The following is a 26,272-nucleotide window of genomic DNA, read 5'->3' on the forward strand; positions in this document are numbered from 1 at the left end:
TCCTCTGGATGCGGTAGTTCGCGCTGCCGACTACCGCATCCAGAGGACGAAATGCGTGGGGTGGTGGTGACGTGCGGGATATTCGGAAGCCCGGATCGTCACGCACGGCTATCCTGGTGCCGGTCATGGCTGCTCAACCTTCCCCGCTCGGCGCCCTGCGCGCTCGCCTGCCCGAATTGATGTCGCGCGACGAGCACCGCCTCCGGCGCCGGCTCGACGGTGCCCGCAAAGCGCGCAACGCGGAGTCGATCGCCGCGCAGATCGAGGCCGACATCGAGGCCGCCGAACTCCGCATCACGCGCAGGCGGGACAGCGTCCCGAAGATCTCCTTCCCCGAAGAGCTGCCCGTCAGCCAGCGGAAGGACGAGATCGCCGAGGCCATCCGCGACCACCAGGTGGTGATCGTCGCCGGGGAGACCGGGTCGGGCAAGACGACCCAGCTGCCCAAGATCTGTCTCGAACTCGGCCGCGGCATCCGCGGCCAGATCGGGCACACGCAGCCGCGGCGGCTGGCCGCGCGCACGGTCGCCGATCGCATCGCCTCCGAGCTGAACACCGAACTCGGCGAGACCGTCGGCTACAAGGTCCGGTTCACCGACCAGTCCGGCCAGGACACGCTGGTCAAGCTGATGACCGACGGCATCCTGCTCGCCGAGATCCAGACCGACCGGATGCTGCGGCAGTACGACACGCTGATCATCGACGAGGCGCACGAGCGCAGCCTCAACATCGACTTCATCCTCGGCTACGTCAAGCAGCTCCTGCCCCGGCGCCCCGACCTCAAGGTGATCATCACCTCGGCGACGATCGACCCGGAACGGTTCTCCAAACACTTCGACGACGCGCCGATCGTGGAGGTCTCCGGCCGGACGTATCCGGTCGAGGTCCGCTACCGGCCGATCATCGACCCGGACGATCCGGACGCCGATCAGGACCGGGACCAGACACAGGCCATCTGCGACGCCGTCGACGAGCTCCAGCACGAGGGACCAGGGGACATCCTGGTGTTTCTCTCCGGCGAGCGGGAGATCCGCGACGCGGCGGACGCGCTGTCCAAACAGGACCTGAGGAACACCGAGATCCTGCCGCTGTACGCGCGGCTTTCGTCGTCGGACCAGCATCGGGTGTTCCAGCGCCACACCGGGCGCCGTGTCGTACTCGCGACGAACGTCGCCGAGACCTCGCTGACCGTGCCCGGCATCAAGTACGTCATCGACCCCGGCACCGCGCGGATCTCGCGCTACAGCCATCGCACCAAGGTGCAGCGGCTGCCGATCGAGCCGGTCTCGCAGGCTTCGGCGAACCAGCGCAAGGGCCGCTGCGGCCGGACGTCCGACGGTATCTGCATCCGCTTGTACTCCGAAGACGACTTCGACGCACGGCCCGAGTTCACCGATCCGGAGATCCTGCGGACCAACCTCGCGTCGGTCATCCTGCAGATGACCTCGCTCGGGCTCGGCGACATCGCGGCGTTCCCGTTCGTGGAGCCGCCGGATCGCCGTCAGGTGACCGACGGCGTCCAGCTGCTGCAGGAACTCGGCGCGTTCGAGATGTCGGACGGCAAGAAGCTCACCGAGACCGGCCGCAAGCTCGCGCAGCTCCCGGTGGACCCGCGGATGGCGCGGATGGTGCTGGAGGCCTCGCGCAACGGCTGCGTCCGCGAAGTGATGATCATCGCCTCCGCACTGTCCATTCAGGACCCGCGGGAGCGACCGGCGGAGAAGCAGCAGGCGGCGGACGAGCAGCACGCGCGGTTCGCGGACAAGACGTCGGACTTCCTGGCGTACCTCAACCTGTGGGAGTACGTCAGCGAGCAGCAGAAGGCGTTGTCCACCAACCAGTTCCGCCGGATGTGCCGCAACGAGTACCTGAACTACCTGCGCATCCGCGAATGGCAGGACATCTTCAGCCAGCTGCGTCAGCTGGCCAAACCGCTCGGCATCACGCTCAACACCTCCGGCCCGGCCGATCCGCAACGTGTGCACACGTCGCTGATCGCCGGGCTGCTGTCGCATGTCGGCCTCAAGGATCCGGCCAAGGGCGACTACCTCGGCGCACGCGGGGCGCGGTTCTCGGTGTTCCCGGGTTCGGCGTTGTTCAAGAAGCAGCCGCGGTTCGTCATGTCGGCCGAACTCGTCGAGACCTCGCGCCTGTGGGGCCGGGTCAACGCGCGGATCGAGCCCGAATGGGTCGAGCCGCTCGCCGGGCACGTCGTGAAGCGGAACTACTCCGAGCCGCACTGGGAACGCAAGCAGGGCGCGGTGATGGCGACGGAGAAGGTGACGCTGTACGGCGTCCCGCTCGTCGCCGACCGCCGGGTGAACTACGGGCGCATCGATCCCGAGGTGAGCCGCGAGCTGTTCATCCGGCACGCGCTGGTCGAGGGCGACTGGGAGACCCGCCACCACTTCTTCCGCGAGAACCGCGCGTTGCTCGACGAGGTCGAAGACCTGGAGAACCGGGCCCGCCGTCGCGACATCCTGGTCGACGACGAGACGTTGTTCGAGTTCTACGACCAGCGCGTCCCGGCCGACGTCGTCTCCGCGCGGCATTTCGACAGCTGGTGGAAGAAGACGCGGCACACCGAGCCCGACCTGCTGAGCTTCGAGAAGACGATGCTCATCAACGAGACCGCGGGCGGCGTGCGCGAGGCCGACTACCCCGACTTCTGGACGCAGGGCACGCAGACGTTCAAGCTCACGTACCAGTTCGAGCCGGGTGCCGACGCGGACGGCGTCACCGTGCACATCCCGCTGCCGGTGCTGAACCAGGTGACCCCGGACGGTTTCGACTGGCAGGTTCCCGGCCTGCGCGAAGAACTGGTGACGCAGCTGATCAAGTCGCTGCCCAAGGCGATCCGGCGCAATTTCGTGCCGGCCCCCGACCACGCGAAACTGGTGTTGTCACGGGTCGGCCCGGCCGACGGGCCGCTGTTGCACGTCGTCGCCGACGAGCTGGAAGCGTTGCGCGGGGTGGTGATCCCGGATGACGCCTGGCAGCTGTCGACGGTTCCCGAGCATCTGAAGATGACGTTCCGCGTCGTCGACGTGCGTGGCAAGAAGGTGTCCGAAGGCAAGGACATCGAGGCGCTCAAACGAGACCTGAGCGGCCAGGTGCGCGCGACGATCTCCAAGGCCGCCGACAGCATCGAGCGCGAGGGGCTGACGACGCCCGCGTTCGGCGAACTGCCTAAGGTGTTCGCGAGCAAGCAGCGCGGGCACGACGTCAAGGCGTATCCGGCGCTGGTCGACGAAGGCGGTTCCGTGGCGGTGCGGCTGCTGGACACGCCGGGCCAGCAGGAACAGTCGATGTGGGCGGGCACGCGGCGGATGCTGCGGCTGAACATCCCGTCGCCGATGAAGTTCATCACCCGCAGCCTCGGCAACTCGTCGAAACTCGTGCTGAACCGGAATCCGCACGGCTCGGTGGCGGCGCTGCTCGAAGACTGTGTGGATTGCGCGGTCGACAAGCTCGTGGCCGACAACGGCGGACCGCGCTGGGACGAGGCCGGATTCGCCGTCCTGCTGGAAAAGGTGCGTGCGGGCCTGAACGCCGGGGTGCTCGACGTGCTGACCAACGTCGAGAAGATCCTGCGCGCGGCCAACGACGTCGAAACCCGGCTGGCCGACACACGCGGCCCGAAGGACTCGCTCGCCGACATCCGCGCGCAGCTGGACGGCTTGGTGCACAAGGGTTTCGTCACCGAAACGGGGCAGGACAGGCTCAAGCACGTCGTCCGGTATCTGCGGGGGATCGAGCGGCGGCTGGAGAAGCTCCCGACCGAGCCGACCCGGGACATCCAGCGCACCGGCGACATCGCCTGGCTGCGCAACGAGTACCAGGCCGCCCTCGACGCGCTTCCGCCGGGCACCTCGTCGCCCGCGCTGCGGGAGATCCGGTGGATGATCGAGGAACTGCGGGTGAGCTTCTTCGCCCAGACCCTGGGTACCGCCCACCCCGTCTCGCTGAAGCGCGTCATCAAGGCCCTGGACGACGCCGCCCGCATTTAGTCCTCTGAATGCGAGCCGCATTCAGAGGACTAAATGCGAGTCACTTGGCGTCGGCGTAGGTGTCCACGGCGGCGATGTGCAGCGGGAACCGGACCGGGCAGGCGGCACCGAAGAGCAGCCGCGCCGCCTCGGCCATGCTGTCCACAATGGACTGCGAGACCTCGTCGGCGAACTCGGCGGGGGTGTGCACCAGGACCTCGTCGTGCTGGAAGAACACCAGGTGCGCGGGGGCGGGCAGCCTGCCGCGCAGGGTCGCCAGCAGGACCGCGGTCATGTCCGCCGCACTCGCCTGCACGACGAAGTTGCGGGTGAACCGGCCCCAGTTGCGCGCCGCCTGACGCGCCTTCAGCTCGCCGGCCTCGTCCGCCGCGACCCCGCCGGTCAGCGCGCGCCACGCCTCCGACGGCGCGGGCGACGTCCGGCCCAGCCGCGAGCGGACGCGCTCCCCGCGCTCCCCGGCCTGCGCGGCACGCTCCACATAGGACACCGCGTCCGGGAACCTGGTGCGCAGCAACGCCAGCAGCGGCCCGGCCTCACCGGACGTGCCGCCGTACATCGCCGACAGCATCGCGATCTTCGCGCGGTCCCGGTCGTCCCTGTCGTCCCACACGGGCACGGGCACCCGGCGCACGCCGGAGAACATCGCCTCGGCGAGGCTCGCGTACAGATCCGTGGCCGCGGCGACGTCGGCGAGCTTGCGGTCTCCGGACAACGCCGTCAGCACCCGCGGCTCCAGCTGCGCGGCGTCGGCGACCACCAGCTTCCAGCCCGGATCGGCCCGGACACAGGTTCGCAGGACCTTCGGGATCTGCAGCGCACCCCCGCCCCGGCTCGCCCAGCGGCCGGAGACGACCCCGCCGACGACGTAATGCGGGCGGAACCGTCCGTCGCGTACCCACTCGTCGAGCCAGGTCCAGCCGTTGGCCGAATGCAGCCGCGCGAGCTCCTTGTACTCCAGCAGCGGCGGGACGGCGGGATGGTCGATGTCGCGCAGCAGGTACTTCCTCGCCGACGAGACCTCGATGCCCTCCCGGCCGAGCGCGCGGACGACGCTGGCCGGGGCGTCCGGGTTGACCGGGCGCCCGCCGAACGCGTCGCTGATCTTCGCCGCCAGCTCGACCAGCCGTTTCGGTCGCTGCCCGGCCGGGACGCGGGGCCCGAGCTGGTCGGCCAGCAACGCCAAATGCAGGTCGGCCCGCCACGGCAGCCCGTCGGCCGACATCTCCGCGGCCGCCAGCGCACTCGCCGACTCCGCCGCGAAGAGCAACCGGAGCCGCTCCGGATGATCGGTCAGCGCGACCCGTTTCTCCTGCTCGGCCAGCACCCGGCGCGCCGCGTCGATCACCGTGACACCGGCGGGCAGCCGAGGGCCGCGCGTCTCGAACAGCGTCGGCTGGTCGTCCTCGGCCCAGAGCGGCGGCTCGTCGGCGGGTGCCTCCTGCCCATTCGCCCTGGCCAGCGCCGCGCGCAGGCTTCGCGACTCCTGCGGCCGCCCCTCGTGGGCCAGGAGCAAGCCCTCGATCAGCGTCAGGTCGTGACAGCGCCGCACCCGGACGCCCGCCTTGATCAACGCGGGATACGTCCCTTCGACCGACGGGAACACCCAACGGGGTGAGTGCTCCGCCTCCAGCTCGCGTACTTCGGCGACGAACTCCGCGAGCTTCAGTCCGCGCCGCGGCGGCTGCCCGGAAAGTGCGATCGCGAAGTCGCCATCCTCCTCTTGACCTGCGATCGCCTGCACACTCACATTGTGGTGGTTCCCTCCGACATTTCTGTCACCAGACGGCTAGTGCGCCTGCGCTATCGGTCGGCTACTGTCGAGTAGCAACCCCATACCGCCGGTACGCGAACCATCGGTGGCATGGTGTCTCGCCGCAGCAGCAACGGAGGTGCCCGGATGAGAAACCCCACCGGCCTCGCCACCCTGGTGGCGGGCAAGGTGACCGAGACCGTGCGCAGCATCGACGTGATGCGCCAAGCGGGCCTGCTCCCGATCCCGCGGGTGGACGAGGGCCTGCGTTCGCTGGTCATGGTGCGGAAGTGGGGCCCGTTCGCCGGGGCGAACATGATCGCCGCCCGCCGCGACCCGACCGCGACCGGCATCATCGACGAGCTGGGGCCGCTGACCTTCAAACAGCTCGACACCCAGTCGAACGCGCTGGCCAGGGCGTGGTCCGAACGTGGTCTCGGCCCGGGTTCGGTGATCGCCGCGCTGTGCCGCGACCACCGCGGTCTCGTGCTGACGATGCTCGCCTCGGGCAAACTCGGCGCCAAGCTGCTGCTGATGAACACCGGGTTCGCCAAACCCCAGCTCGCGGACGTCGCGAAACGTGAAGGCGTCACGGCGCTCGTGTACGACCAGGAGTTCACCGAGCTGCTGGACGCCGTCGAGGGCGACGTCGAGCACTACCTCGCCTGGGTCGATTCGGACACCGCGCGCCCGGCCGGCATCCCGGTCGTCGCCGAACTGGTCGCCAGCACCGACGACCGTCCGTGGCCCGCGCCGGCCAAACCCGGCGGGTTCATCCTGCTGACCAGCGGCACCACCGGGACGCCGAAGGGCGCGCCGCGGCCGCACACCTCCGCGCTCGCCTCGGCGCAGTTCCTCGACCGCATCCCGCTGCGCACCGGCGAGGCGACCTACATGGGCGCGCCGCTGTTCCACGGCACCGGGTTGTCGCAGTTCATCCTGTCCTTCGCGCTCGGTTCGAAGGTCGTCATGCGGCGCAAGTTCGTGCCGGAGGAGACGTTGCGCGGCGTCGCGGAGAACCGCTGCACCACGCTGGTCCTCGTGCCGACGATGCTGCAGCGCATCGTCGACCTGCCCGAGGAGATCCGCGCCAAGTACGACACCTCGAGCCTGCGGATCATCTTCGTCGCCGGCTCCGCGCTGTCCCCGGATCTCGGGAACCGCGCGACCGCCGCGTTCGGCGACGTCGTGCACAACCTCTACGGCTCCACCGAGGTCGCGGTCGCGACGGTCGCGACGCCCGAGGACTGGCGCAAGGCGCCGGGCACCGTCGGCCGCGCGCCGGTGGGCTGCAAGGTGGCGCTGTACGACGAAAAGGGCGGCAAGATCACCGAGCCGCATGTCACCGGCCGGGTGTTCGTCGGCAGCGGGCTGAGCTTCCAGGGCTACACCGACGGGCGCAACAAGGAGATCATCGACGGGCTGCTCTCCAGCGGCGACGTCGGCCACTTCGACGAGGACGGCCTGCTGTTCATCGACGGCCGCGACGACGAGATGATCGTGTCCGGCGGCGAGAACGTCTTCCCGATCGAGGTGGAGAACCTCCTGGTCGAACGTGAGGACGTGATCGAGGCCGCGGTCGTCGGCGTCGAGGATCCCGAGTTCGGGCAGCGGCTGAAGGCGTTCGTGGTGCGGGCCGAGAAGTCGGAGCTGGACGTCGACGGCGTGCGCGAGTACGTCAAGGCGAACCTCGCCCGGTACAAGGTGCCGCGTGACGTGGAGTTCCTCGACGAGCTACCGCGCAACGCGACCGGGAAGGTGCTGCGCAACAAGCTCCACTAGTACTCCCAGTCGATGCCGAAGACGCCGGGCCCGAAGTCCAGCGCGACGGCGTGGACACCGTTGCCCTGGTCCGGTTTGAGTTCCTTCCGGTCCAGCGGCGACGTGCCCTGGCGCGAATACTGCCAGCATTTCGCCGGGCTGGACTCCGGGTCGAACCGGACCTCCAGCAGGTATTCGCGCACGGGACGCCGGAACTCGCGGTAATGCGTGTTCCGGCATTCCGGGTACGGCGGCCCGGGGTTGGTCAGTGAGTACTCGATCAGGTGAGTCTCGCCGCGATCGATGGGCCGGTCGAAGAGCAGTTCGGCCACGGTGAGCCCGTGCTCGTCGTCGACCTCGGCGCGTCCGACGTGGCAGTTGCGCAGCGTGTTCAGCACCGGCGGCCCCGCTTCCGGGTCGCCCTGGGCGTACACCAGCAGCCAGCGGTCCTGCCCGTCCGCGCCCGCCTGGAACACCGCCCGCGCGGTCACCGCGCGTTGCCCGCCGTCCTCGGCGATCTCGCACAGGTCGTGCAGGCCGACGAGTTTCAGCTGATGGTGTTGTTCGAGCGCGTTGGGTGCGCCGACCTTCTCCAGCAACGCCTGGAGCGCTTCGAGCGGGAAGGTCAGCGGCTGTTCGGTGGTGGCCCGGCTGCGGCGTGACGACGCCCCGCGCGGCCGCGGCGGCGGGAGCAGACTGAGCAGCGATCCGGCGGGGATCGCCAGCACCTCTTCGAGCACCCGGACGGCGGACAGCGAACTCTGCCGTTCCGGCTGACGTTTGCCCGATTGCCAGTAACTCAGCGCGGTCACGCTCACCGACGCGCCGCGCGCGAGCAGCCGGGCTTGGATACGGTCGAGACTCAGGCCGCTCGTGGCGATGGCCGATCGCAACGCGGTGGCGAACGCGGTACGCGGTTGATCATCATCGTCCGTGGTCACTCGGTCCGCCGCGCTCCCCGCCACCATATGCTGCCCGACCGCCCCCGTCTGCCGTTCCCTGACACCGCCCGGTTGATAACAACACGAATAACTTTAACAGTCTGAGGTAACGCTTCAGGGGCGCCTTCTGCCAGGAGAAAACGACTTTCCGGACGAGCGCCGTTACTCCGGATGGCCTAGTACTGGTAACTGTGAATCATTGCCCGGCCACCTGCGCACCGGCTTGCATGGCTCTCAACAACGATCATCCTCCCGGGTGATCCGCACGGCGCGGCAGGAAGGGAACCAGTGAGCAAGTCCCGGAAGAACCTGAAGTCCCGAAAGACCCGTAGCGGCCTCGTGGCGGGAGTCGCCCTCGCCGGTGTGACCGCGGCGGTCGCCACGTTCGGTGCGGGTGCGGCCAACGCCGACCAGCAGGGCGAGATCCGCGGCGCGGGTGCGGCCAACGCGGTCGGCGGCAGCTACATCGTCGTCCTCAAGCCCACCGCGGTCGGCCAGGGCGTCGCCGCGGCGAGCGAGATCACCGCGAACGTGGCCGCCAAGGCGCAGGGCCTCACCGGTCAGTACGGCACCACGCTGTCCCGCACCTTCGGCTCGGCGCTGAACGGCTTCTCGATCAAGGCCGACGAGGCCGCCGCGAAGCGTCTCGCCGCCGACCCGCAGGTCGCCTACGTCGTCCAGAACAAGACGTTCAAGATCAGCGAGACCCAGGACAACCCGCCGTCGTGGGGCCTGGACCGGGTCGACCAGGCGGACCTTCCGCTCGACAACAAGTACACCTACCCGGTGAAGGCCGACAACGTCACCGCCTATGTCATCGACACCGGTGTCCGCGGCTCGCACAAGGACTTCGGTGACCGCGCCACCGGTGGCAAGGACTTCGTCGACAACGACGACACCCCCAACGACGAGCACGGCCACGGCACGCACGTCGCCGGCACCATCGGCGGCACGGACCACGGTCTGGCCAAGGGCGTGAAGATCGTCGGCGTCCGCGTGCTGGACGCCAACGGCAGCGGCACCACCGAGGGTGTCGTCGCCGGTGTCGACTGGGTCGCGGCGAACGCCAAGGGCCCGTCGGTCGCCAACATGAGCCTGGGCGGCGGCGCGGACGACGCCCTGGACGCGGCGGTCAAGGGTGCCATCGACAAGGGCGTGACCTTCGCGCTCGCGGCGGGCAACGAGTCCTCCGACGCCGGCACCACCTCCCCGGCCCGGGTCAAGGAGGCCATCACCGTGGCCGCCAGCGACAAGACCGACAAGCAGGCCAGCTTCTCGAACTACGGTTCGGTCGTCGACCTGTACGCGCCGGGTGTCGACATCACCTCCACGTGGGGCACCGGTGACGACGCCACCAACACCATCAGCGGTACCTCGATGGCCGCGCCGCACGTCGCCGGTGCCGCCGCGCTGTACCTCTCGGCGCACCCTGACGCCACCCCGGCCCAGGTCGCCGAAGGTCTGGTCGCCGCCGCCGCGGACGGCAAGATCAGCAACCCGACCGGTGGAACGGCGAACAAGCTGCTCCAGGTCAAGTAAGACCCTTGCGGACAGGCTGCCCCCGGCGAACTCCAGGCGCCGGGGGCAGCCCCCTGTCCAAGGGGCTCCCAGACTTGTTACCAACGGGTAAGCTCCTGCCCATGGTCCTGCGGAAGAACATCCTGATCACCGGGGCGAGCTCCGGACTCGGCGAAGGAATGGCCAGGCAGTACGCCGCGAGAGGCCGCAACCTGGCGCTGGCCGCCCGCCGTGTCGACCGGCTCGAAACCCTCGCCGCGGAGCTCAAGAAGGCGTACCCCGGCATCACCGTGGTCACCCGGAAGCTCGACGTGAACGACCACGACCAGGTCTTCGCCGTCTTCGAGGAGTTCCGCGAGGAGCTCGGCTCGCTCGATCGCGTGATCGTGAACGCGGGGCTCGGCAAGGGACAGCGGATCGGCACCGGCCGCTTCGACGCGAACCGCGAGACCCTGCAGACGAACTTCCTCGCCGCGGCCGCCCAGATCGAAGCCGCCGTCGGCATCTTCCGGAAACAGAAGGAAGGCCATCTCGTGGTCGTGTCCTCCTTCCTCGCGCTTCGCGGCGTGCCGGGCAACGCCACCGCGTACGCCGCCTCGAAGGCGGGTATCTCGGCGTTCGCGGAGGGGACCCGGATCGAGCTGCTGAAGACCCCGATCAAGGTCACCACGCTGCACCCCGGGTTCATCGAATCGGAGATGAACGAAGACATCTCGAAGCTTCCGGGTGCCGTCAGGGCGGAGCCGGGCGCGCAGGCGCTCGTGAAGGCGATCGAATCCGAGACGGCGAAGGCGTTCGTGCCGACGTGGCCATGGAGCGTGCTCTCCAAGCTCTTCCCGTTCGTCCCGGCTCCCTTGCTGAAGAAGTTCGGATGACCGTCGCGGACAAGACCGTCGAGGTACGCGGAGAGGACTCGTTCGACCCGGCCGCCGTGCACGCCTGGCTGGCCGCGCGGGTGCCCGGGCTCGGCGACGCGCCGCCCGGGGTCCGCCAGTTCCCCGGCGGCGCCTCGAACCTCACGTATCTGCTGACCTATCCGGATCGCGAGCTGATCCTGCGGCGTCCGCCGCTGGGGCACAAGGCCGCCTCCGCGCACGACATGCGCCGCGAGTTCCGGGTCCAGCAGGCGTTGCGCCCGGTCTTCCCTTACGTGCCCGAGGTTCTCGCCTTCTGCGACGACGAAAGCGTGCTCGGCGGCGACTTCTACGTGATGGAGCGGCTCGAAGGCCTGATCCTGCGCGGAGATCTGCCCGCCGGGTTCGATCTGCCGCCCGAGAGCGCGCGCGAACTGTGCGGCAAGGTCGTCGACCGGCTGGTCGAGCTGCACGCCGTCGACGTCGAGGCCGCCGGGCTGGCCGACCTCGGCAAGGGCGCCGGTTACGTCGAGCGCCAGGTGCGAGGCTGGTCGGAGCGGTTCCTCAAGGCCCGCACGGACAACGTCCCGGACTGCGCCGAGGTGATGGCGTGGCTGAAGGAGAACCAGCCGGCCGAGGTCAAGATCTGCCTGATCCACAACGACTACCGGCTCGACAACCTGGTGCTCGACGACGATCTCGGCATCGTCGGCGTGCTCGACTGGGAGATGGCCACCCTCGGCGATCCGCTGATGGAACTGGGCAGCACCCTGGCGTACTGGGTGCAGGACGACGATGACGACGTGATGAAGCTCAGCCGTCGTCAGCCGACGCACCTGCCGGGGATGTACACGCGCGAGGAATTCGTGCGACGGTACGCGGAACGGTCCGGTCTCGACATCGGCGACTGGACGTTTTACGAGGTGTACGGCCTGTTCCGGCTCGCGGTGGTGATCCAGCAGATCTACTACCGCTACCACGCGGGACAGACGACCAATCCGGCGTTGAAGGACCTCTGGCAGTTCGTCGGCTACCTCGACGGCCGCTGCCGCCGGATCATCGGAGGAGGAACCGCGTAGATGGGCGCGATCTATCTGGTCCGGCACGGACAGGCGTCGTTCGGCGCGGAGAACTACGACCAGCTCTCGCCTCGCGGGTTCGAACAGTCCACTGTGGTCGGTGAGGAACTGCTCCGCCGAGGTGTCGAGTTCACCCAGGCGCGGGCGGGTTCCCTTGCCCGCCAACGAGACACGGCCGCGACGGCGTTGAAGGTGCTCGGCTCCGGCATCGCCGTCGTCGAGGACGAGCGCTGGAACGAGTACGACCACGTCGACATCGCGAAGTATCACGCCGCCGGTGTCCAGCAGACCGACTCGCGGGCGTATCAGGCCGCTTTGGACGGTGCCCTGAACGCGTGGGTGTCGGCGGGGGATTCGAGTCCGTGCGCCGAGACCTGGCCACGGTTCCTGGAGCGGGTCAAGGGCGCGCTGGCCGATGTCGTGGCGTCGCTGGGCAAGGGCGAGCACGCCGTCGTCTTCAGCTCCGGTGGGGTGATCGCGACGGTCTGCGGCGCGCTCATGGGCACGCCGGAGGCGGGGTTGCTGAAACTGAACCGGGTCACCGTGAACGCGGGCATCACCAAACTGGTGTCCGGCCGCGGCGGGGTGACCCTGTTGTCGTTCAACGAACATCCGCATTTCGAGGCGGAAGCCGCGGAACTGCTCACCTACCGCTAGGAGACATACGCGATGGCGTTCGGCGAGGTCACGGTCATCCCGGTCAACGGGCACGGTCCCGAGGACGTCGTGGTCGACGACCAGGGGAGGATCTACACCGGCGTCGACGACGGGCGGATCCTGCGTGTCACGCCGGACGGCAGGCGGATCGACGTCCTCGGCGACACCGGCGGCCGTCCGCTGGGCCTGGAGTTCTACGGCGAAGACCTCTTGATCTGCGACGCCAAGGCCGGTCTGCTCACCATGCCCCTCGCGGGCGGCCCGGTCACCACGCTGGCGACTTCGGCGGTGGGGCTCGATTTCGTGTTCTGCAACAACGCCGCCGTCGCCTCCGACGGCACGGTGTACTTCACCGACTCCTCGCGCCGCTTCGGCATCGAGAATTGGCGCGACGACCTGATCGAGCAGACCGGCGGCGGACGGCTCCTGCGGCGCACGCCGGACGGGAAGATCGAGCAGCTCGCGGACGGTTTCCAGTTCGCCAACGGTGTCGCGCTGCCACCCGACGAGTCCTATGTGGCCGTCGCCGAGACCGGCGCCTACCGGGTCGCGCGCGTATGGCTGACGGGCGACAAGGCGGGCACGCGGGACTACCTCGTCGACGATCTGTGGGGTTATCCCGACAACATCTCGACCGGCAGCGACGGGCTGATCTGGATCACCGTGGCGAGCCCGAAGGTGCCCGCGCTTTCCTTGGTGCAGAAGCTCCCCGCGCCGCTGCGGGCCGGTGTCCGGGCGCTGCCGACGGCCCTGCAGCCCGCACCCGCGCGGGAATGCGGGGTGCGGGGCGTGACCCCGGACGGGAAGCTCGTCCACGAACTGCGCGGGGAGATCGACGGGTTCCACGTGCTCGTCGGCGTCCGCGAGCGGGCCGGGACCCTCTACTTCGGATCCCTGGAGGACAACGCGATCGCGGTGACGTCAGTCTAGGCAGAACTCGTTGCCCTCGGGGTCGTTCATCACGATGAAGCCGAGGCTCAACGGCTGCTCGGGCTCGAAACGCTTCACTCGCGTCGCACCCAGGGCGACGAGACGGTCGCATTCGGCTTCGAGCGCCGCCATGCGCTCGTCTCCCTGCAGGCCGGGAGCGGCGCGGATGTCGAGGTGGACGCGGTTCTTCGCGATCTTGTCCTCCGGGACCTGCTGGAAGAAGATCCGGGGTCCTTCGCCCGCCGGGTCTTCGAGGGCCGAGCGGCTGTTGCGCTGCTCCACGGGCATGCCGACGCGCTCGAGGAACTCGTCCCACGCGTCCAGCGGGTCGGTGCCCTCCGGCACCTCGACCCCGGGAGGGCCGGGGTGGACGTAGCCCAGGGCGTCGCGCCAGAAGGTGGACAGGGCTTTCGGGTCGCGGGCGTCGAAGCTGACCTGGAATTCGCGGCTCTTGCGGTTCATGGGAGAAGTCTGACACGCCTAGCGGACAGGATCGGTCCGCTATCTCTGGCAGAGTGGGTGACATGGAGGACGAGCGCGGGACGACCGAACGGGTGCTCACCCTGCTCGGGCTGTTGCAGCAGCGTGCCGTGTGGACCGGCCCGGAACTGGGGGAGCGGCTCGGTGTCACGCCGCGCACGATCCGGCGGGACGTCGAGCGGCTGCGCGCGCTCGGTTATCCGGTGCAGGCGAGCAACGGTGTCGGCGGGGGCTACCAGCTCGGGCCAGGGCACGACATGCCGCCGTTGCTGCTGGACGACGAGGAGGCGATCGCCACCGCGGTCTCGCTGCTCGCCGGCGCGGGCAGCGGGGAAGCCGCCTTGCGGGCGCTGACGAAACTCGACCGGGTGCTGCCGACCAGACTGCGGCGCGAGGTGAGCGCGTTGTCCGGCTCCGTGGTCGCCTTCGACGGAAGCCGCGCGCCGATCGACCCCGATGTGCTCATGACCCTGGCCCGCGCTTGCCGCGATGAGGTCGAAGCGGCCTTCGAGTATCCGTCTTCGGGTTCTACGGTGCGGCGGGTCGAGCCGTATCGGCTGGTGGCCTCGGGGCGGCGCTGGTATCTGTTGGCCTACGATCTCGACCGCGACGACTGGCGCACCTTCCGTGTCGACCGGATGACCGAGGTTTCCGCGCGGTCGTGGCGTTTCCGCCCGCGCGCGGCACCCGACGCGGCGGCTTACGTCCAGGAGAACATCGCCAGCCGGGTCTATCGGCACCAGGCACGGTTTTTGGTGCACGCGCCCGCTCCGGTCGTGCGTTCGCAGATCCCGGCGTCGGCCGCCGTGGTGCGGGAACGGGGGCGTTCGCGATGCGAGGTGCTGAGCGGGGCCGGGGATCTCGATTTCCTGCTGATGCATGTGGTGGTGCTGGGGCATGCTTTCGAGGTGATCGAACCGGTGGAGTTGGGGGAGCGGTGCCGGGTCCTTGCCGATCGGTTGCTTTCTGCTGCCGGTTCTCTTTCTCCGCATTCAGCCGACTAATTGCGTGGGGCTCTTCGCATTTAGTCGACTAAATGCGGGTCGCTCAGGGTGATTCGGCGTTGGCGACTGTTTCACCCTTCAGTGATGTCTATATGAGTTGGCTTGTTGCTTAAAATTACGAACACGTGTTCGATTTATTCGGGTATTATGGAGGGGTGTCCGAGACCTTCCTTCCCGAGTTGCCGCAGGAGTTGTGGCGCGCTGGCAAGTTGAAGCTTGCCCATGGTGTGCTGCAGTCGTTGCAGGTGATCCGGGTGGCGACCGCGTGTTTGGGGCGGTTTCTGGCGGAGATCGAGTCTCGTGGTGTCAAAGACTTGTATGGGCATGGGAGTACGGCGAGCTGGTTCGCGGATCTGGCGGGACTATCACGCGGCGAAGCGGGCGCGGTGGTGAAGCGGGCGCTCGCCCTGAACCCCACCCGCGCCTTGGACGGCACCGAGGTTCCGCCTGTCGCTCCCGCCACCGCCGCAGTCGCCGCTCAGGGATTGGTCGGGGATGAGCGGATTGATCAGATCTTGGAGATCTTGAAACGGCTCCCTGCCGATACTTCTGCTGAGGATCGGGCGAGTGCGGAGAAGATCCTGGCCGAGCTTGCTCCGAACGCCGGGCCCCGCCAGCTCGCCGGCGCTGAGGCGAAACTGCAGGGCTGGCTCAACCCCGACGGTAACGAACCCAAGGACCCTGAGCCGAAAGAGCCGCGCCGCGAAATCACCCTAGAGCGGCGTAAGGACGGCTTCTGGAAACTCACCGGCCTCCTGGACGATGAGACCGGGGCCCGCACGGCAGCGGCGTTGGAGGCACACGCCCAGCCGCGGCCGGTGGACGAGTTCGGCCAAGCGGATCTGCGGATGAAGTGCGAGCGCCTGGGAGACGCCTGGGCCGAACTCCTGGATCTGGCGGTCGCCTGCCCCGACCAGCCCGGCACGAGTGGCTATCGGACCCTCGTCCACGTGACTGTCGGACTCGAGGAACTCAAATCCGGTCTCGGGACCGCCTGCCTCGACTTCGTGGGGACGATGACCGCGCGGGAAGCCCGGCTGGCCGCTTGCGATTGCCTGATGGTGCCGGTGGTCATGGGTGCCCCAGGTGAACCCTTGGATATGGGACGCCTCCGAAGATTCGTCACCCCAGGCCAACGACGCGCACTCAACATCCGAGACGGTGGTTGTGCCTTCCCAGGCTGCCACCGAAAACCCAAGAACTGCCACGCCCACCACATTCACCACTGGGCAGACGGCGGACCCACCGACCTCCGGAACCTCGTACTGCTCTGTGGTTTCCATCATCGGCTGATTCATCACGGTGATTGGGAAGTACGGATGGCGGCCGATGGGTTACCGGAGTTCATCCCACCTCAATACAGGGACCCGCTCCGACAACCTAGGCGCAACACCCTGCATCACGTTTGAACGCCGAGGAGCCCGCCAGTCACCCAGGCGACGGGCCCCTCGGCATGCCCGTGCGGGTTTTGGGACATGTGACTTTCCAAGATCCACACAGTCCATCGCTCGCCCGACCGAGAATCCTCAGGACCCGCCACTCGACGACGGAAGCATTCCCTAACGGACGACCACCACGACCGGCCCGATCACGCACGACTGTGTGGATTCCAGGTCATCCAACGCGCCAAAATCCACACAGTCCATCGTCGCCAGACCGGTCACGACCGAAACACCGGCACCCGAAATCCCTGAGGACCTGCTCGCCCGCCCCACCCGTGGAAGCCGCCACCGGACCCGATCCGCTGCCCAGTCCTTAGCCGACGATTCAAGAGCGCATCACAAGCTGATGAGCATGACTGGACCCGCCACGCGTGACTGTGTGGATTTCGGGACATCCAACGTCCCAAAATCCACACAGTCCATCACCACCGGACCAGTCACGACTGAAAGACCGGAGCCCACAACGGTCACCGAAAAGACCTCACCGACCAGTCCACTGTGGCGAACGCCCAGCCGTCCAGGCCGCATAGAACTCCCCGTGATCCTTCGCCGTCATCAGCAAAGCCTGCGTGATCGCCTCCAGTTCGATGGAACTCCCCAGGTCCATATCCAGCTCACGCGTCAACAGCACCTTCGTCGTGCTGTAAGCCAAAGCCGGCCCATCGGCAAGACGCCGTGCCAACGCGGAAGCCTCCGAAGCCAAGTCTGAGTCGGGCACCACCTTCGAAGCCAGCCCGATGGTCTCGGCCCGGGTGGCGTCGATCTTGTCGCCCAGCATCAGCAGTTCCGTCGCCCGGCCGAGCCCGACCAGCCGCGGCAGCAGGTACGCCGAGCCCATGTCCGCACCGGCCAGTCCGACCTTCGTGAACAGGAAGGCGAACTTCGCCGAAGACGCCAGCAGCCGGAAGTCGCTCGCCAGCGCGATCACCGAGCCCGCGCCCGCGGCGACACCGTTCACCGCGGCGATCACCGGGATGGGGCACTCGCGCAGCGCCTTCACCACCGCGCCGGTCATCCGCGTGAACTCCAGCAGTTCCGCGGACTCCATCTTCTGCAGTTCGCCGATGATCTCTTCGACGTCGCCGCCGGAGCAGAAACCGCGCCCCTGCCCGGTGATGACCAGCACCCGGACGTCACCGCGATGCGGCAGTTCGGCCAGCAGGTCGCGCAGGTCGGCGTAGCTGTCGAAGGTGAGCGCGTTCAGTTTGTCGGGGCGGTTCAAGGTGACCGTGGCGACGCCGTCGTCCACGGTGAACTCGAAGTGCTCCCAGTCCGTCGTGATCGGCGGCGTGGCGCGGAACGGGCTCATGACTGGATCCCACCTCCATCGAGGACGAGTGTCTGTCCGTTGATCGCGGCCGCTTCGGGCGCCGCGAAGAAGGTCACCGCATGGGCGACCTCGTCGGGTTCGAGCAGGCGGCCGAGTGGCGACGCGGCGGCGAGGGCGGCTTCCGCGTCGGCTTCGTCGCGGCCGGTCCGTTCCTGGATCCGGGCGACGGAGGCGGCCGTCATGTCGGTGCGCACGAAGGCCGGGCAGACGGCGTTCGCGGTGACGCCGGTGCCCGCCAGTTCCGCGGCGGTCGCCCGCATCAGGCCGACGGCGGCGTGCTTCGACGCGGTGTACCCGGCCGTGTAGCGGTAGCCGATATGCGACGCCGTCGAGGCGACGGTGACGATCCGGCCGGTGTCGCGCGACCGCATACCGGGCAGGACCGCCCGTGTGCACAGGAAAGCGCCGGTCGCGTTGACTTCGAACTGGGTCCGCCACTGCTCCAGCGAGGTCTTCGCCAGCGGGGCGCTCGCCGAGATCCCGGCGTTGTTCACCAGTACGTCCACCGGCCCGAGACCGTCGAAGTACCGCGCGACGGCGTCTTCGTCGGTGACGTCGCAGTCGGCCCGGCCGGGGGCGTGCACCTTGTCGCCGGCGGCCCGGAACCGGGCGGCGATGGCCGCGCCGATCCCGCGGGTCCCGCCGGTGACGACGACGATCCTGCTCACTCTGCCTCCACCCGGCGCAACGCGCGCCGATCGAGTTTTCCGTTGGCGGTGCGGGGGAGTTCGGTCACGAACACCACCTCGCGCGGGTACTTGTGCTTCGCCAGATGGGTCCGCGCGTGATCCTTGAGTTCTTCGGCCGTGGCCGAAGCGCCCTCCGCCAGGACGACGCACGCCCGCGGGACGACGAGGCCGTCGACGGTCACGCCCAGCACCGCGCAGTCCACGACGGCGGGATGACCGATGAGACAGTCTTCGATCTCGCTCGGCGCGACGAACACGCCGGACACCTTCAGCAGGTCGTCGGCGCGGCCGTGGTGGTGGAAGTACCCGTCGGTGTCGCGGCTGAACAGATCGCCGGTGCGCAGGGTGTCGCCGTGGAACGTCCGCGCGGTCTTCTCGGCGTCGCCGTAGTACTCGCGCGCGATGGTCGGGCCGGTCACCTCCAGGGTGCCGATCTCCCCGTCCGGCAACGGATCGCCGCTCTCGTCCAGTACGCGGGCGGTGTAGCCGGGGACCTCGCGGCCGAGGCTGCCGACCCGCTGCGCGCCGGGCACATTGGACAGATAGATGTGGTACGCCTCCGACGAGCCGATCCCGTCGATCACCGGGACACCGAACAGGTTGTCCCACTTGCGATGCAGCTCCGAGGGCAAAGCCTCACCCGCCGACGTCGCGAGCCGCAGCGAACTCATGTCCACAGAGGACGCCGATGGGTGGGCGATCATCGCGCTCATCATGGTCGGCACGTTGACCAGGATCGTCGGCCGGTAGCGCTCGATCAGCGAGAACAGCAGGTCGGCGGTGCTGCGTTGCGGGAACACGATCCCGGACGCGCCCACGCCGAACGGGAACAACGCGGTCAGATCGCGCGCGTAGCCGAAGAACAGCTTCGGCACGGCCAGCACACGGTCGTCCTCGCGGATTCCGAGCACGCCGAGCGCGTACCGGTCGAAGCTTTCCAGCGCGCTGCGCGCCGGATGCACACACGCCTTGGGCGCACCGGTGCTGCCGGTGGTGAACTTCCAGATCGCGACGTCGTCCAGCGTGGTCGGCGCGGCTTCGAGTTCGTCCGATGCCGACGCGATCAGCGTGGAGAACGAGTGCTCGCCGGGCAGCACCTCCACATCGCCGACGACCAGCAGGTTCCGTGCCCCGGCTTCGCGCAGCGCGGGCAGTGTCGAGGCGTCCGCGATGACGACGACGGCCTCGGTGTAGCCGAGGTAGTACGCGTAATCCTTGGGCTGCAGGAAGGAATAGACCTCGGCGGTGACCGCGCCGATCTTCTGCGCCGCGTACCAGACGGCCACGAACTCGACGCTGTCGTTCAGCGCCAGCAGAACCCGCTGTCCACTTCGGACACCCAGTTCGCGCAGCACGTTCCCGGCCCGGTTCACCAGGGCGCCGAGCTGCGCGTACGTGACTTCCTCGTCGCCGCACAGCAACGCCGTCCGATGCCCGGGGAGACGGTCGACGAAATGGGTCGCCAGATTGAAGGTCATACGAGCTCCCGGATCGCTTCGACCAGGATGTCGGTGAGCACCGAGAAGGTCTTCTCGCCTTCCTCGGCGGTCGCCTGGGCGGGGGTGCCGCAGTAGGCCTCGGTCATCCCGGCCGAGGCGAAGTCCGTGACCCCGCCGCGTGCCAGGTCGACGTGGACCGCGGGCAGTCCGCGCTGGACGGCGGCGTCGACGAGATCCGGCCGGTCGGCGAGCACCAGCGACGTCTCGTACTGCCCGGCATGGCATTCGCCCGAGCGGAACTCGTCGGTGAGCCGCGCGGCGTACCGGCGGCGGACGAGGTCGACGAAGCCGACGCCCGCCGCCTCCGCCACCCGCCGCAGCACGGCCAGATGCGCCGGTTCGAAATGGTTGTTGACCAGCAGGATCCGGGTGAGCCCCTGCTCGGTGAGCGCGCCGCAGATCTCGGTCAGCAGCGCGTACAGGGTCTCCTCGCCGATCGAGACGCCGCCCGCGAACCCGGCGGCGAACCGCGTCACCCCGTACGGCACCTCGGGCAGGATCAGCACACGCAAACCGGGATCGCCCGCCAGCCGTGCGGCGGCGCGTTCGCACATCCCGCGCGAGATCAGGGGATCGGTGCCCAGCGGCGCGTGCGGTCCGTGCGGCTCGACCGCGCCCACCGGGAGCAACAGCACGGGAACGCGCGCGTCGGACGCGAGCGCGGCCACCTGACGCGAGCTCAACTCCGCGAAGTACGTCACTCGAATCAAGCTACACCGCAGCGGCCTGAGGTGTATAGAGTTGCGCTCATGCCCGAATCGGCCCCGCCCCACGGCGACCCAGGTCCCCAGGAGCTGGTGATGACGCTGCTCGGTACCTACGTGTCGCCGCGCGAGAGCCGTCGTGTCTGGTCCGGCGGCCTGGTCGGCGTGCTCGCCGGGCTCGGCTTCTCCGACGGCGCCGCGCGGATCGCGCTGGCGCGGCTCGCCCGCCGTGACCTGCTCGCGAGACACAAGGCCGGCAGGCTCGTCCACTACTCGCTGACCCGCCGCACGATCGCGCTGCTCGAGGACGGCGACCGCCGGATCTTCTCCCTCGGCAGGCGCGAGCGCGAGGTCGGGCAGTGGACCGTGCTGTGGCAGAGCATCCCGGAAAGCCGCCGCCAGGCGAGGGAACGCTTGGTGCGACGGCTGCGTTTCCTCGGATTCGGCCCGGTCCAGGACGGCACCTGGATCGCGCCGCACGACCGCGAGGCCGAGGTGCTCGCCCTGCTGGCCGAACTGGACGTCGCCGACCACGCCGGGCTGATGCTCGGGAAACCGTCGGCCGGGCTCGACGTCCGGCGGTTCGCCGCGCGGGCGTGGAACCTCGACGGCCTCGCCGCGCGTTACGACGCGTTCGTCCGAGATTTCGGCGGATATTCAGGCGACCTGCCTGACGCCGAGGCGTTCCAGGTCCGAACCTGGCTGACGCACACGTTCCGCGCGTTCCCCTCGCTCGATCCGGAGCTCCCGGTCGGGCTGGTGCCCGCTCCGCCGAGCCGGGCGGCCGCGGTCGAGTTGTTCCACGATCTCTATCAGGCGCTGGCCCCGGCGGCGCAACGCCATTTCGACGAGGTGACTGAAAAGTGACAGGTGACCGGGAGGGGCTCTTGATCTTTTCGGGGTCGCGCCGTTTTCGGCCGGCAGGCCCCGTGATCGCGATGGCAGGGCGCCGTCGCGGGCAACGTGCGTTGATCGGGAAGGGCGCGCCCTGGCAGCGCGATCACGGTCGGCGCGATATCGATGGAGTGACAGAAAAATGAACGACGACACTCAAGCCGCATTGAGTTACACGTCCTACCTTTCGCTGGACGAATTGCTGGACGCACAGCATCCGCGGTCCGACGAGCACGACGAATTGCTCTTCATCGTGATCCACCAAGTGTATGAACTTTGGTTCAAACAAGTTCTCCACGAGGCGCTTTACCTGCAGGAGCAACTCGAAGCGGGTAACACCGCTCACGCCGTCCGCACTTTGCGGCGAATCCTGACTATCTTCAAGGTGGTGGTCGCGCAGATCGATGTGCTCGAGACGATGACTCCGAGCCAGTTCACCAGTTTCCGTGCGCGACTCGACGCGTCGAGCGGGTTCCAGTCGGCTCAGTTCCGTGTCCTGGAGGCCGTCCTCGGCCGCCGGGACGAGCGGGTGTTCGCGCATTACCCCGAAGGCGGTGAACAGCGCGCCCAGATCGCGGACGCGATGTCACGGCCGTCGCTCTTCGACTCCTTCGTCACCTACCTCGCGGTGAAGGGGTACGACGTCCCGACCGGGCGCGATGTCACCAAGCCACTCGAACCCTCTCCGGCGCTCCAAGAGGTTCTGTTGCGGGTCTACCGCGACGACACAGGGCCGTCCGTCGTGGCGGAGCACCTGGTCGATCTGGACGAAGGGATGCAGGAGTGGCGGTATCGGCACGTGAAGATGGTCGAGCGCACCATCGGAGACAAGACCGGGACGGGGGGTTCGTCGGGCGCGCACTATCTGCGTACGACGCTTTTCTCCCCGATGTTCCCGGATCTCTGGGCGGTGCGGAGCAGGCTTTGACGAACCTCGACGAACTCCGCCGCGATCCCAACGCGCTCGCGGAGCACTACCAGGCGTTCGGTGTGGCGGACCGGATCCTGTTGACCGGGCATTCGCATCAGGCGTGGCCCGACGTCGCGCGGGAAGGTCTTCTGGAGGCCTTCGCCGACGCGGCCGAAGAGGTCGACACGAAGTGGGAGCGTGCCTTCGCGAAGGCCGACGAGATGCGTGCCGGGTTCCGGGCGCTGCTCGGTGACCCGCACGGCGCCATCGCGCTCGGCGCCAGTACCCACGATCTGGTGATCCGGTTCCTCTCGGCGATGGACCTGCCCCGCCGTCCGCGCCTGGTCACCACCGACGGCGAGTTCCACACCCTGCGCCGTCAGCTGGGCAGGCTGGCGGAGGAGGGCGTCGAGGTGGTCCGCGTGCCCGCGGCGCCGGTCGCCACGCTGGCCGAACGAGTCGCGGCCGAGGTCACCGAAGACACCGCCGCCGTGCTCGTCTCGGCCGTGCTGTTCGAGACTTCCCGGCTCGTGCCGGGTCTCGCGCATCTCGCCGACGTCTGCCTTTCGAAGTCGGTGAACCTCGTCGTCGACGCCTACCACGCGCTCGGCGTCGTCCCGTTCTCGCTGCACGACCTCGGGCTCACCAACGCCTGGGTGCTCGGCGGCGGTTACAAGTACCTCCAGCTCGGCGAGGGCAACTGTTTCCTGCGGATGCCCGCGCACGCGCAGGAACTGCGGCCGGTCGTCACCGGCTGGTACGCCGAGTTCGGCGCGCTCGCGGACGAGCGCCGGCCCGGCCAGATCGCCTACGCCGCCGGATCGGACAGGTTCGCCGGAGCGACCTACGACCCGACGAGCCACTACCGGGGCGCTCGCGTGTTCCGGTTCTTCGCCGAGCACGGGCTCACGCCCGAGTTCCTGCGGGAGGTTTCGCGGCACCAGGTGGGCTTCCTCGCCGAGGGCTTCGACAAGCTCGGGCTGCCCGAGGACGTCGTCACCCGTGACCGGGAGACGCCGCTCGACCGCGTCGGCGGCTTCCTGTCGCTGAAATGCGCCGACGCCGGAGCACTGCAGGCCGCCCTCGCCGAACGCGGCGTCCGGACCGACAGCCGCGGCGCGTATCTGCGGTTCGGACCGGCGCCGTATCTGTCCGACCGGCAGCTCGATTCCGCGCTCCGTGTCCTTCAAGAGGTCGTCAACGGCTGAGAGACCTCGGCCCCGGCTTGGCGAACGGACCGGGGCGATCTAGGTTTGCGATGTGGCACCGTCGCCGCCGGACGACCTTCGTCGGGGACTGTGCCTTGTTGCAGGAACTTCGCACGTGAGCCACAAGCAGCGTGCACTCCAGGACAAGGAGTCACCACAGTGACCGAAGTGTTCGGCCAAGGTACCGGCCATGAACAGGTCGTCTTCTGTCAAGACCAGGCCACCGGCCTGAAGGCCATCATCGGGATCTACTCGACGGCGCTCGGGCCGTCGCTCGGCGGGACCCGGTTCTACCCCTACGAATCCGAAGACGCCGCGCTCGCGGACGTCCTCGCGCTGTCGAAGGGGATGGCGTACAAGAACGCGCTCGCCGGGCTCGACCTCGGCGGCGGCAAGGCCGTCATCATCGGCGACCCCCAGAAGCACAAGACCGAAGCGCTGCTTCGCGCCTTCGGCCGGTTCGTCCAGACGTTGGGCGGCCGCTACATCACCGCCTGCGACGTGGGCACCTACGTGCAGGACATGGACGTCGTCGCCCGCGAATCGGAGTTCGTCACGGGCCGCTCGCCGGAGAACGGCGGCGCCGGCGACTCCTCGGTGCTCACCGCTTTCGGCACCTACCAGGGCATGCGCGCCTCCGCGGACACCGTCTGGGGCGTCCCGGACCTCGCGGGCCGCAAGGTCGGCGTCGCCGGTGTCGGCAAGGTCGGGCACATCCTGGTCGGGCATCTGATCGAGGCGGGCGCGCAGGTGGTCATCACCGACGTCTCGCCCGCGGCGATCGAGCGCACCCGCGCGGCGTACCCCGGGGTCGAGGTCGTTGAAGACCTCGACGCGCTGATCCGCACCGAACTCGATGTCTTCGCGCCGTGCGCGCTGGGCGGGGTGCTCACCGACGAGACCGTCGGCCTGCTCCGCTCCAAGATCGTCTGCGGCGCGGCCAACAACCAGCTCGCGCATCCGGGCGTCGGCAAGCAGCTCGACGACCGCGGCATCCTCTTCGCGCCGGACTACCTGGTCAACGCCGGTGGCGTGATCCAGGTCGACGACGAGCGGCACGGCTTCGACTTCGCGCGCGCCAAGCGCAAGACGACGGCCATCTTCGACACCACCAAGGCGGTCTTCGCGCTGGCGAAGGCCGACGGAGTGCCGCCGGCGACGGCGGCGGACCGGCTGGCCGAACGGCGGATGGCCGAGGTCGGCGGGCTGCGGTCGATCCTGACGGTGTAACTCCCCTGAACGCTATGAAAGGTCCTTTCCTTGCAAAATTTGCAAGGAAAGGACCTTTCATGGCACTGGGCTGTGCCGGGGACTCAGCCGCTCTTGCGACGGAAGGTGCGCTTGTTCGCCGCCGGACCGTGCGCGTGCAGGTTCTTCCCGCCGCCGTTCTCGTGCGCCGAGCCTGAGCGGGCCTGAGCCTGCTTGCGCTCCAGGGCCTCGCGGAACTTGCGCTTCGTGTCGTCCTCTTCGCCATCCGCCGGGGACGGTGCGGGTTCAGTCATTCTTACCTCCGAGGTGACGACGTGTGACCACGCCAGCCTGTCAGGAACCGACCGGCTTGGCGAGTCGATTTACGTCACCTGGACGGCGCCGGCAGCTGGACCGGACCGCCGAACCGGACCCGGTCCCGCAGCAGCGGGTGCCAGCAGTGATCGCACAGCAGGATCGGCTTCAGCCGGTTGCCGCAGTCCACGTGCTCCAGCGTGATGTCCGGCTCCTGGCCGGGGACCTCGAAACCCCGCGACCATTCGGCGATGAAGGCCAGCGCGGGGAAGAACGCGAGGCCTTTCGCCGTCAGCCGGTAGTCGTGCGCGTCGGTGCGGGTCTTCGCGATCCCGGTCCGCAGCACGCCGACGTCCACGAGTCTCGACAGCCGCCCCGACAGCACGCTCGGCCCGATGCCCAGTTCGCGTTCGAACTCCGAGAAATGCCGTGCCCCGAGCAGCGCGCTCACCACAACCCCGGTCGACCACCGGTCGCCGAGGAGTTCCATCGTGTCCGGGAAGAACATCAGCGGATCGCCCGCGAGTGACTCGGCGTCCTTGCGGCGGAAGCGTTTCGACGCCGTCGCTTCGACGACGCCGGTCTCGTCGAGCCGCCGCGCGCGGACGTCGCGGGCGTCGACCCGGCGTTCGCACGAGGCGCAGCCAAGCGGCGCCGACGTGGCCAGTTCGCAGTCGAGATGGATCAGCGTCGGCAATACCGCGCGCCGTCCCTCGACCCATTCCCGTTCCCACGCCCAGATCGAGATCAGCAGCGGCCACAGATCGAGACCGCGTTCGGTCAGCCGGTACTCGTGCCGGGTGCGGCGCGCGTCCCGGTACGGCGTGCGGACGAGCACGCCCGCGTCGACCATGTCGCGCAGCCGCCCGGACAACGCGGTGGGGGAGATGCCGAGCCGCAGCCGCAGTTCCTCGTAACGGCGGAAACGCAGGAAAAGGCTCTGCAGGATCAGCAAGGTCCACTGATCGCCGAGCAGTTCGAGCGCCCGGCGCAGCGGATCGCCCGCCGGCCGGACGCGGGGCGCCGTCGCCTCTGTCACGTGGTTCCTTCCGAGGGTGGTGTCGCTGTCAGCGTACTACTGACTACAGCAACAGAAGCCTCTTGACACC

The 26,272-nt window shown here is 68.6% G+C and carries 22 protein-coding genes; 13 read left to right on the top strand and 9 right to left on the bottom strand.

Annotated features, from left to right (window positions below):
- Positions 1-125: 125 nt before the first annotated feature.
- Positions 126-4,010, top strand: coding sequence for an ATP-dependent RNA helicase HrpA (gene hrpA / locus ED92_RS37175; RefSeq protein WP_037346771.1), 3,885 nt, complete (start codon positions 126-128; stop codon positions 4,008-4,010).
- 40 nt (positions 4,011-4,050) lie between these two features.
- On the opposite strand, the gene ED92_RS37180 is transcribed toward hrpA, so the two are convergent.
- Positions 4,051-5,757, bottom strand: coding sequence for a bifunctional 3'-5' exonuclease/DNA polymerase (locus ED92_RS37180; protein ID WP_037346772.1), 1,707 nt, complete (start codon positions 5,755-5,757; stop codon positions 4,051-4,053).
- Positions 5,758-5,907: 150 nt separating this feature from the next.
- Between ED92_RS37180 and ED92_RS37185 the strand changes: the two genes are divergently transcribed.
- A complete protein-coding gene (locus tag ED92_RS37185) occupies positions 5,908-7,542 on the top strand; it encodes an acyl-CoA synthetase (RefSeq protein WP_037346774.1) in 1,635 nt (544 codons plus the stop codon).
- Here ED92_RS37185 and ED92_RS37190 read toward each other — a convergent pair.
- On the bottom strand, positions 7,539-8,489 hold the full coding sequence (locus ED92_RS37190; RefSeq protein ID WP_152611104.1) for a hypothetical protein: 951 nt from the start codon (positions 8,487-8,489) through the stop codon (positions 7,539-7,541). The two genes, ED92_RS37185 and ED92_RS37190, sit on opposite strands and share 4 nt — an antisense overlap.
- Positions 8,490-8,750: 261 nt before the next feature.
- On the opposite strand from ED92_RS37190, the gene ED92_RS37195 reads away from it, so the two are divergent.
- From ED92_RS37195 to ED92_RS37215, 5 genes are all read left to right on the top strand, one after another.
- A complete protein-coding gene (locus tag ED92_RS37195; protein WP_037346775.1) occupies positions 8,751-10,001 on the top strand; it encodes a S8 family peptidase in 1,251 nt (416 codons plus the stop codon).
- Between the two features lie 101 nt (positions 10,002-10,102).
- Positions 10,103-10,855 carry an SDR family oxidoreductase gene (locus tag ED92_RS37200; RefSeq protein ID WP_037346776.1) on the top strand — a complete coding sequence of 251 codons (753 nt, stop codon included), beginning with the start codon at positions 10,103-10,105 and terminating at the stop codon, positions 10,853-10,855.
- A complete protein-coding gene (locus ED92_RS37205) occupies positions 10,852-11,913 on the top strand; it encodes a phosphotransferase family protein (protein WP_037346778.1) in 1,062 nt (353 codons plus the stop codon). Before ED92_RS37200 ends, ED92_RS37205 begins: the two co-directional genes overlap by 4 nt.
- Positions 11,914-12,570, top strand: a complete 657-nt coding sequence (locus ED92_RS37210; protein ID WP_037346781.1) for a histidine phosphatase family protein — start codon at positions 11,914-11,916, stop codon at positions 12,568-12,570.
- A 12-nt stretch (positions 12,571-12,582) separates the two neighbouring features.
- Complete coding sequence (locus ED92_RS37215; RefSeq protein ID WP_037346783.1) at positions 12,583-13,500, top strand: SMP-30/gluconolactonase/LRE family protein; 918 nt, start codon at positions 12,583-12,585, stop codon at positions 13,498-13,500.
- On the opposite strand, the gene ED92_RS37220 is transcribed toward ED92_RS37215, so the two are convergent.
- Positions 13,492-13,962 carry a VOC family protein gene (locus tag ED92_RS37220; RefSeq protein ID WP_037346786.1) on the bottom strand — a complete coding sequence of 157 codons (471 nt, stop codon included), beginning with the start codon at positions 13,960-13,962 and terminating at the stop codon, positions 13,492-13,494. The genes ED92_RS37215 and ED92_RS37220 overlap by 9 nt on opposite strands.
- Before the next feature lie 62 nt (positions 13,963-14,024).
- Between ED92_RS37220 and ED92_RS37225 the strand changes: the two genes are divergently transcribed.
- A complete protein-coding gene (locus ED92_RS37225; protein WP_037346789.1) occupies positions 14,025-14,984 on the top strand; it encodes a YafY family protein in 960 nt (319 codons plus the stop codon).
- A gap of 155 nt (positions 14,985-15,139) precedes the next feature.
- Positions 15,140-16,393, top strand: coding sequence for an HNH endonuclease signature motif containing protein (locus ED92_RS37230; RefSeq protein WP_037347025.1), 1,254 nt, complete (start codon positions 15,140-15,142; stop codon positions 16,391-16,393).
- Positions 16,394-16,907: 514 nt separating this feature from the next.
- Here the strand turns inward: ED92_RS37230 and ED92_RS37235 are convergent.
- The 4 genes from ED92_RS37235 to ED92_RS37250 are packed head-to-tail and all read right to left on the bottom strand — an operon-like array spanning position 16,908 to position 20,645.
- Positions 16,908-17,735: an enoyl-CoA hydratase family protein gene (locus ED92_RS37235; RefSeq protein ID WP_037346791.1), complete on the bottom strand. Its 828-nt coding sequence runs from the start codon at positions 17,733-17,735 to the stop codon at positions 16,908-16,910.
- The gene (locus tag ED92_RS37240) at positions 17,732-18,424 is read right to left on the bottom strand and encodes an SDR family NAD(P)-dependent oxidoreductase (RefSeq protein WP_037346793.1); all 693 of its coding nucleotides are present in this window, start codon (positions 18,422-18,424) and stop codon (positions 17,732-17,734) included. Before ED92_RS37240 ends, ED92_RS37235 begins: the two co-directional genes overlap by 4 nt.
- Positions 18,421-19,923, bottom strand: a complete 1,503-nt coding sequence (locus tag ED92_RS37245; RefSeq protein ID WP_037346795.1) for a benzoate-CoA ligase family protein — start codon at positions 19,921-19,923, stop codon at positions 18,421-18,423. Before ED92_RS37245 ends, ED92_RS37240 begins: the two co-directional genes overlap by 4 nt.
- Positions 19,920-20,645, bottom strand: a complete 726-nt coding sequence (locus ED92_RS37250) for a creatininase family protein (RefSeq protein ID WP_037346798.1) — start codon at positions 20,643-20,645, stop codon at positions 19,920-19,922. Before ED92_RS37250 ends, ED92_RS37245 begins: the two co-directional genes overlap by 4 nt.
- Positions 20,646-20,693: 48 nt before the next feature.
- Between ED92_RS37250 and ED92_RS37255 the strand changes: the two genes are divergently transcribed.
- The 4 genes from ED92_RS37255 (at position 20,694) to ED92_RS37270 (ending at position 24,890) form a co-directional block, all read left to right on the top strand.
- Entirely contained in the window at positions 20,694-21,515 is an 822-nt protein-coding gene (locus ED92_RS37255) for a PaaX family transcriptional regulator C-terminal domain-containing protein (protein ID WP_037346800.1), read from the top strand.
- 169 nt (positions 21,516-21,684) lie between these two features.
- Positions 21,685-22,470 carry a tryptophan 2,3-dioxygenase gene (locus tag ED92_RS37260; RefSeq protein WP_037346802.1) on the top strand — a complete coding sequence of 262 codons (786 nt, stop codon included), beginning with the start codon at positions 21,685-21,687 and terminating at the stop codon, positions 22,468-22,470.
- Positions 22,467-23,660, top strand: coding sequence for a kynureninase (locus tag ED92_RS37265; protein WP_037346804.1), 1,194 nt, complete (start codon positions 22,467-22,469; stop codon positions 23,658-23,660). Before ED92_RS37260 ends, ED92_RS37265 begins: the two co-directional genes overlap by 4 nt.
- A gap of 159 nt (positions 23,661-23,819) precedes the next feature.
- Entirely contained in the window at positions 23,820-24,890 is a 1,071-nt protein-coding gene (locus ED92_RS37270) for a Glu/Leu/Phe/Val dehydrogenase (protein ID WP_037346807.1), read from the top strand.
- Between the two features lie 83 nt (positions 24,891-24,973).
- Here ED92_RS37270 and ED92_RS37275 read toward each other — a convergent pair whose 3' ends face one another.
- Together ED92_RS37275 and ED92_RS37280 are read right to left on the bottom strand one after the other, a co-directional pair.
- A complete protein-coding gene (locus ED92_RS37275; protein WP_005162443.1) occupies positions 24,974-25,162 on the bottom strand; it encodes a DUF5302 domain-containing protein in 189 nt (62 codons plus the stop codon).
- 74 nt (positions 25,163-25,236) lie between these two features.
- Entirely contained in the window at positions 25,237-26,202 is a 966-nt protein-coding gene (locus ED92_RS37280; protein ID WP_037346810.1) for a helix-turn-helix domain-containing protein, read from the bottom strand.
- Positions 26,203-26,272: the final 70 nt, after the last annotated feature.

The organism is Amycolatopsis sp. MJM2582 (genome assembly GCF_000754115.1).
GTDB lineage: Bacteria > Actinomycetota > Actinomycetes > Mycobacteriales > Pseudonocardiaceae > Amycolatopsis > Amycolatopsis japonica.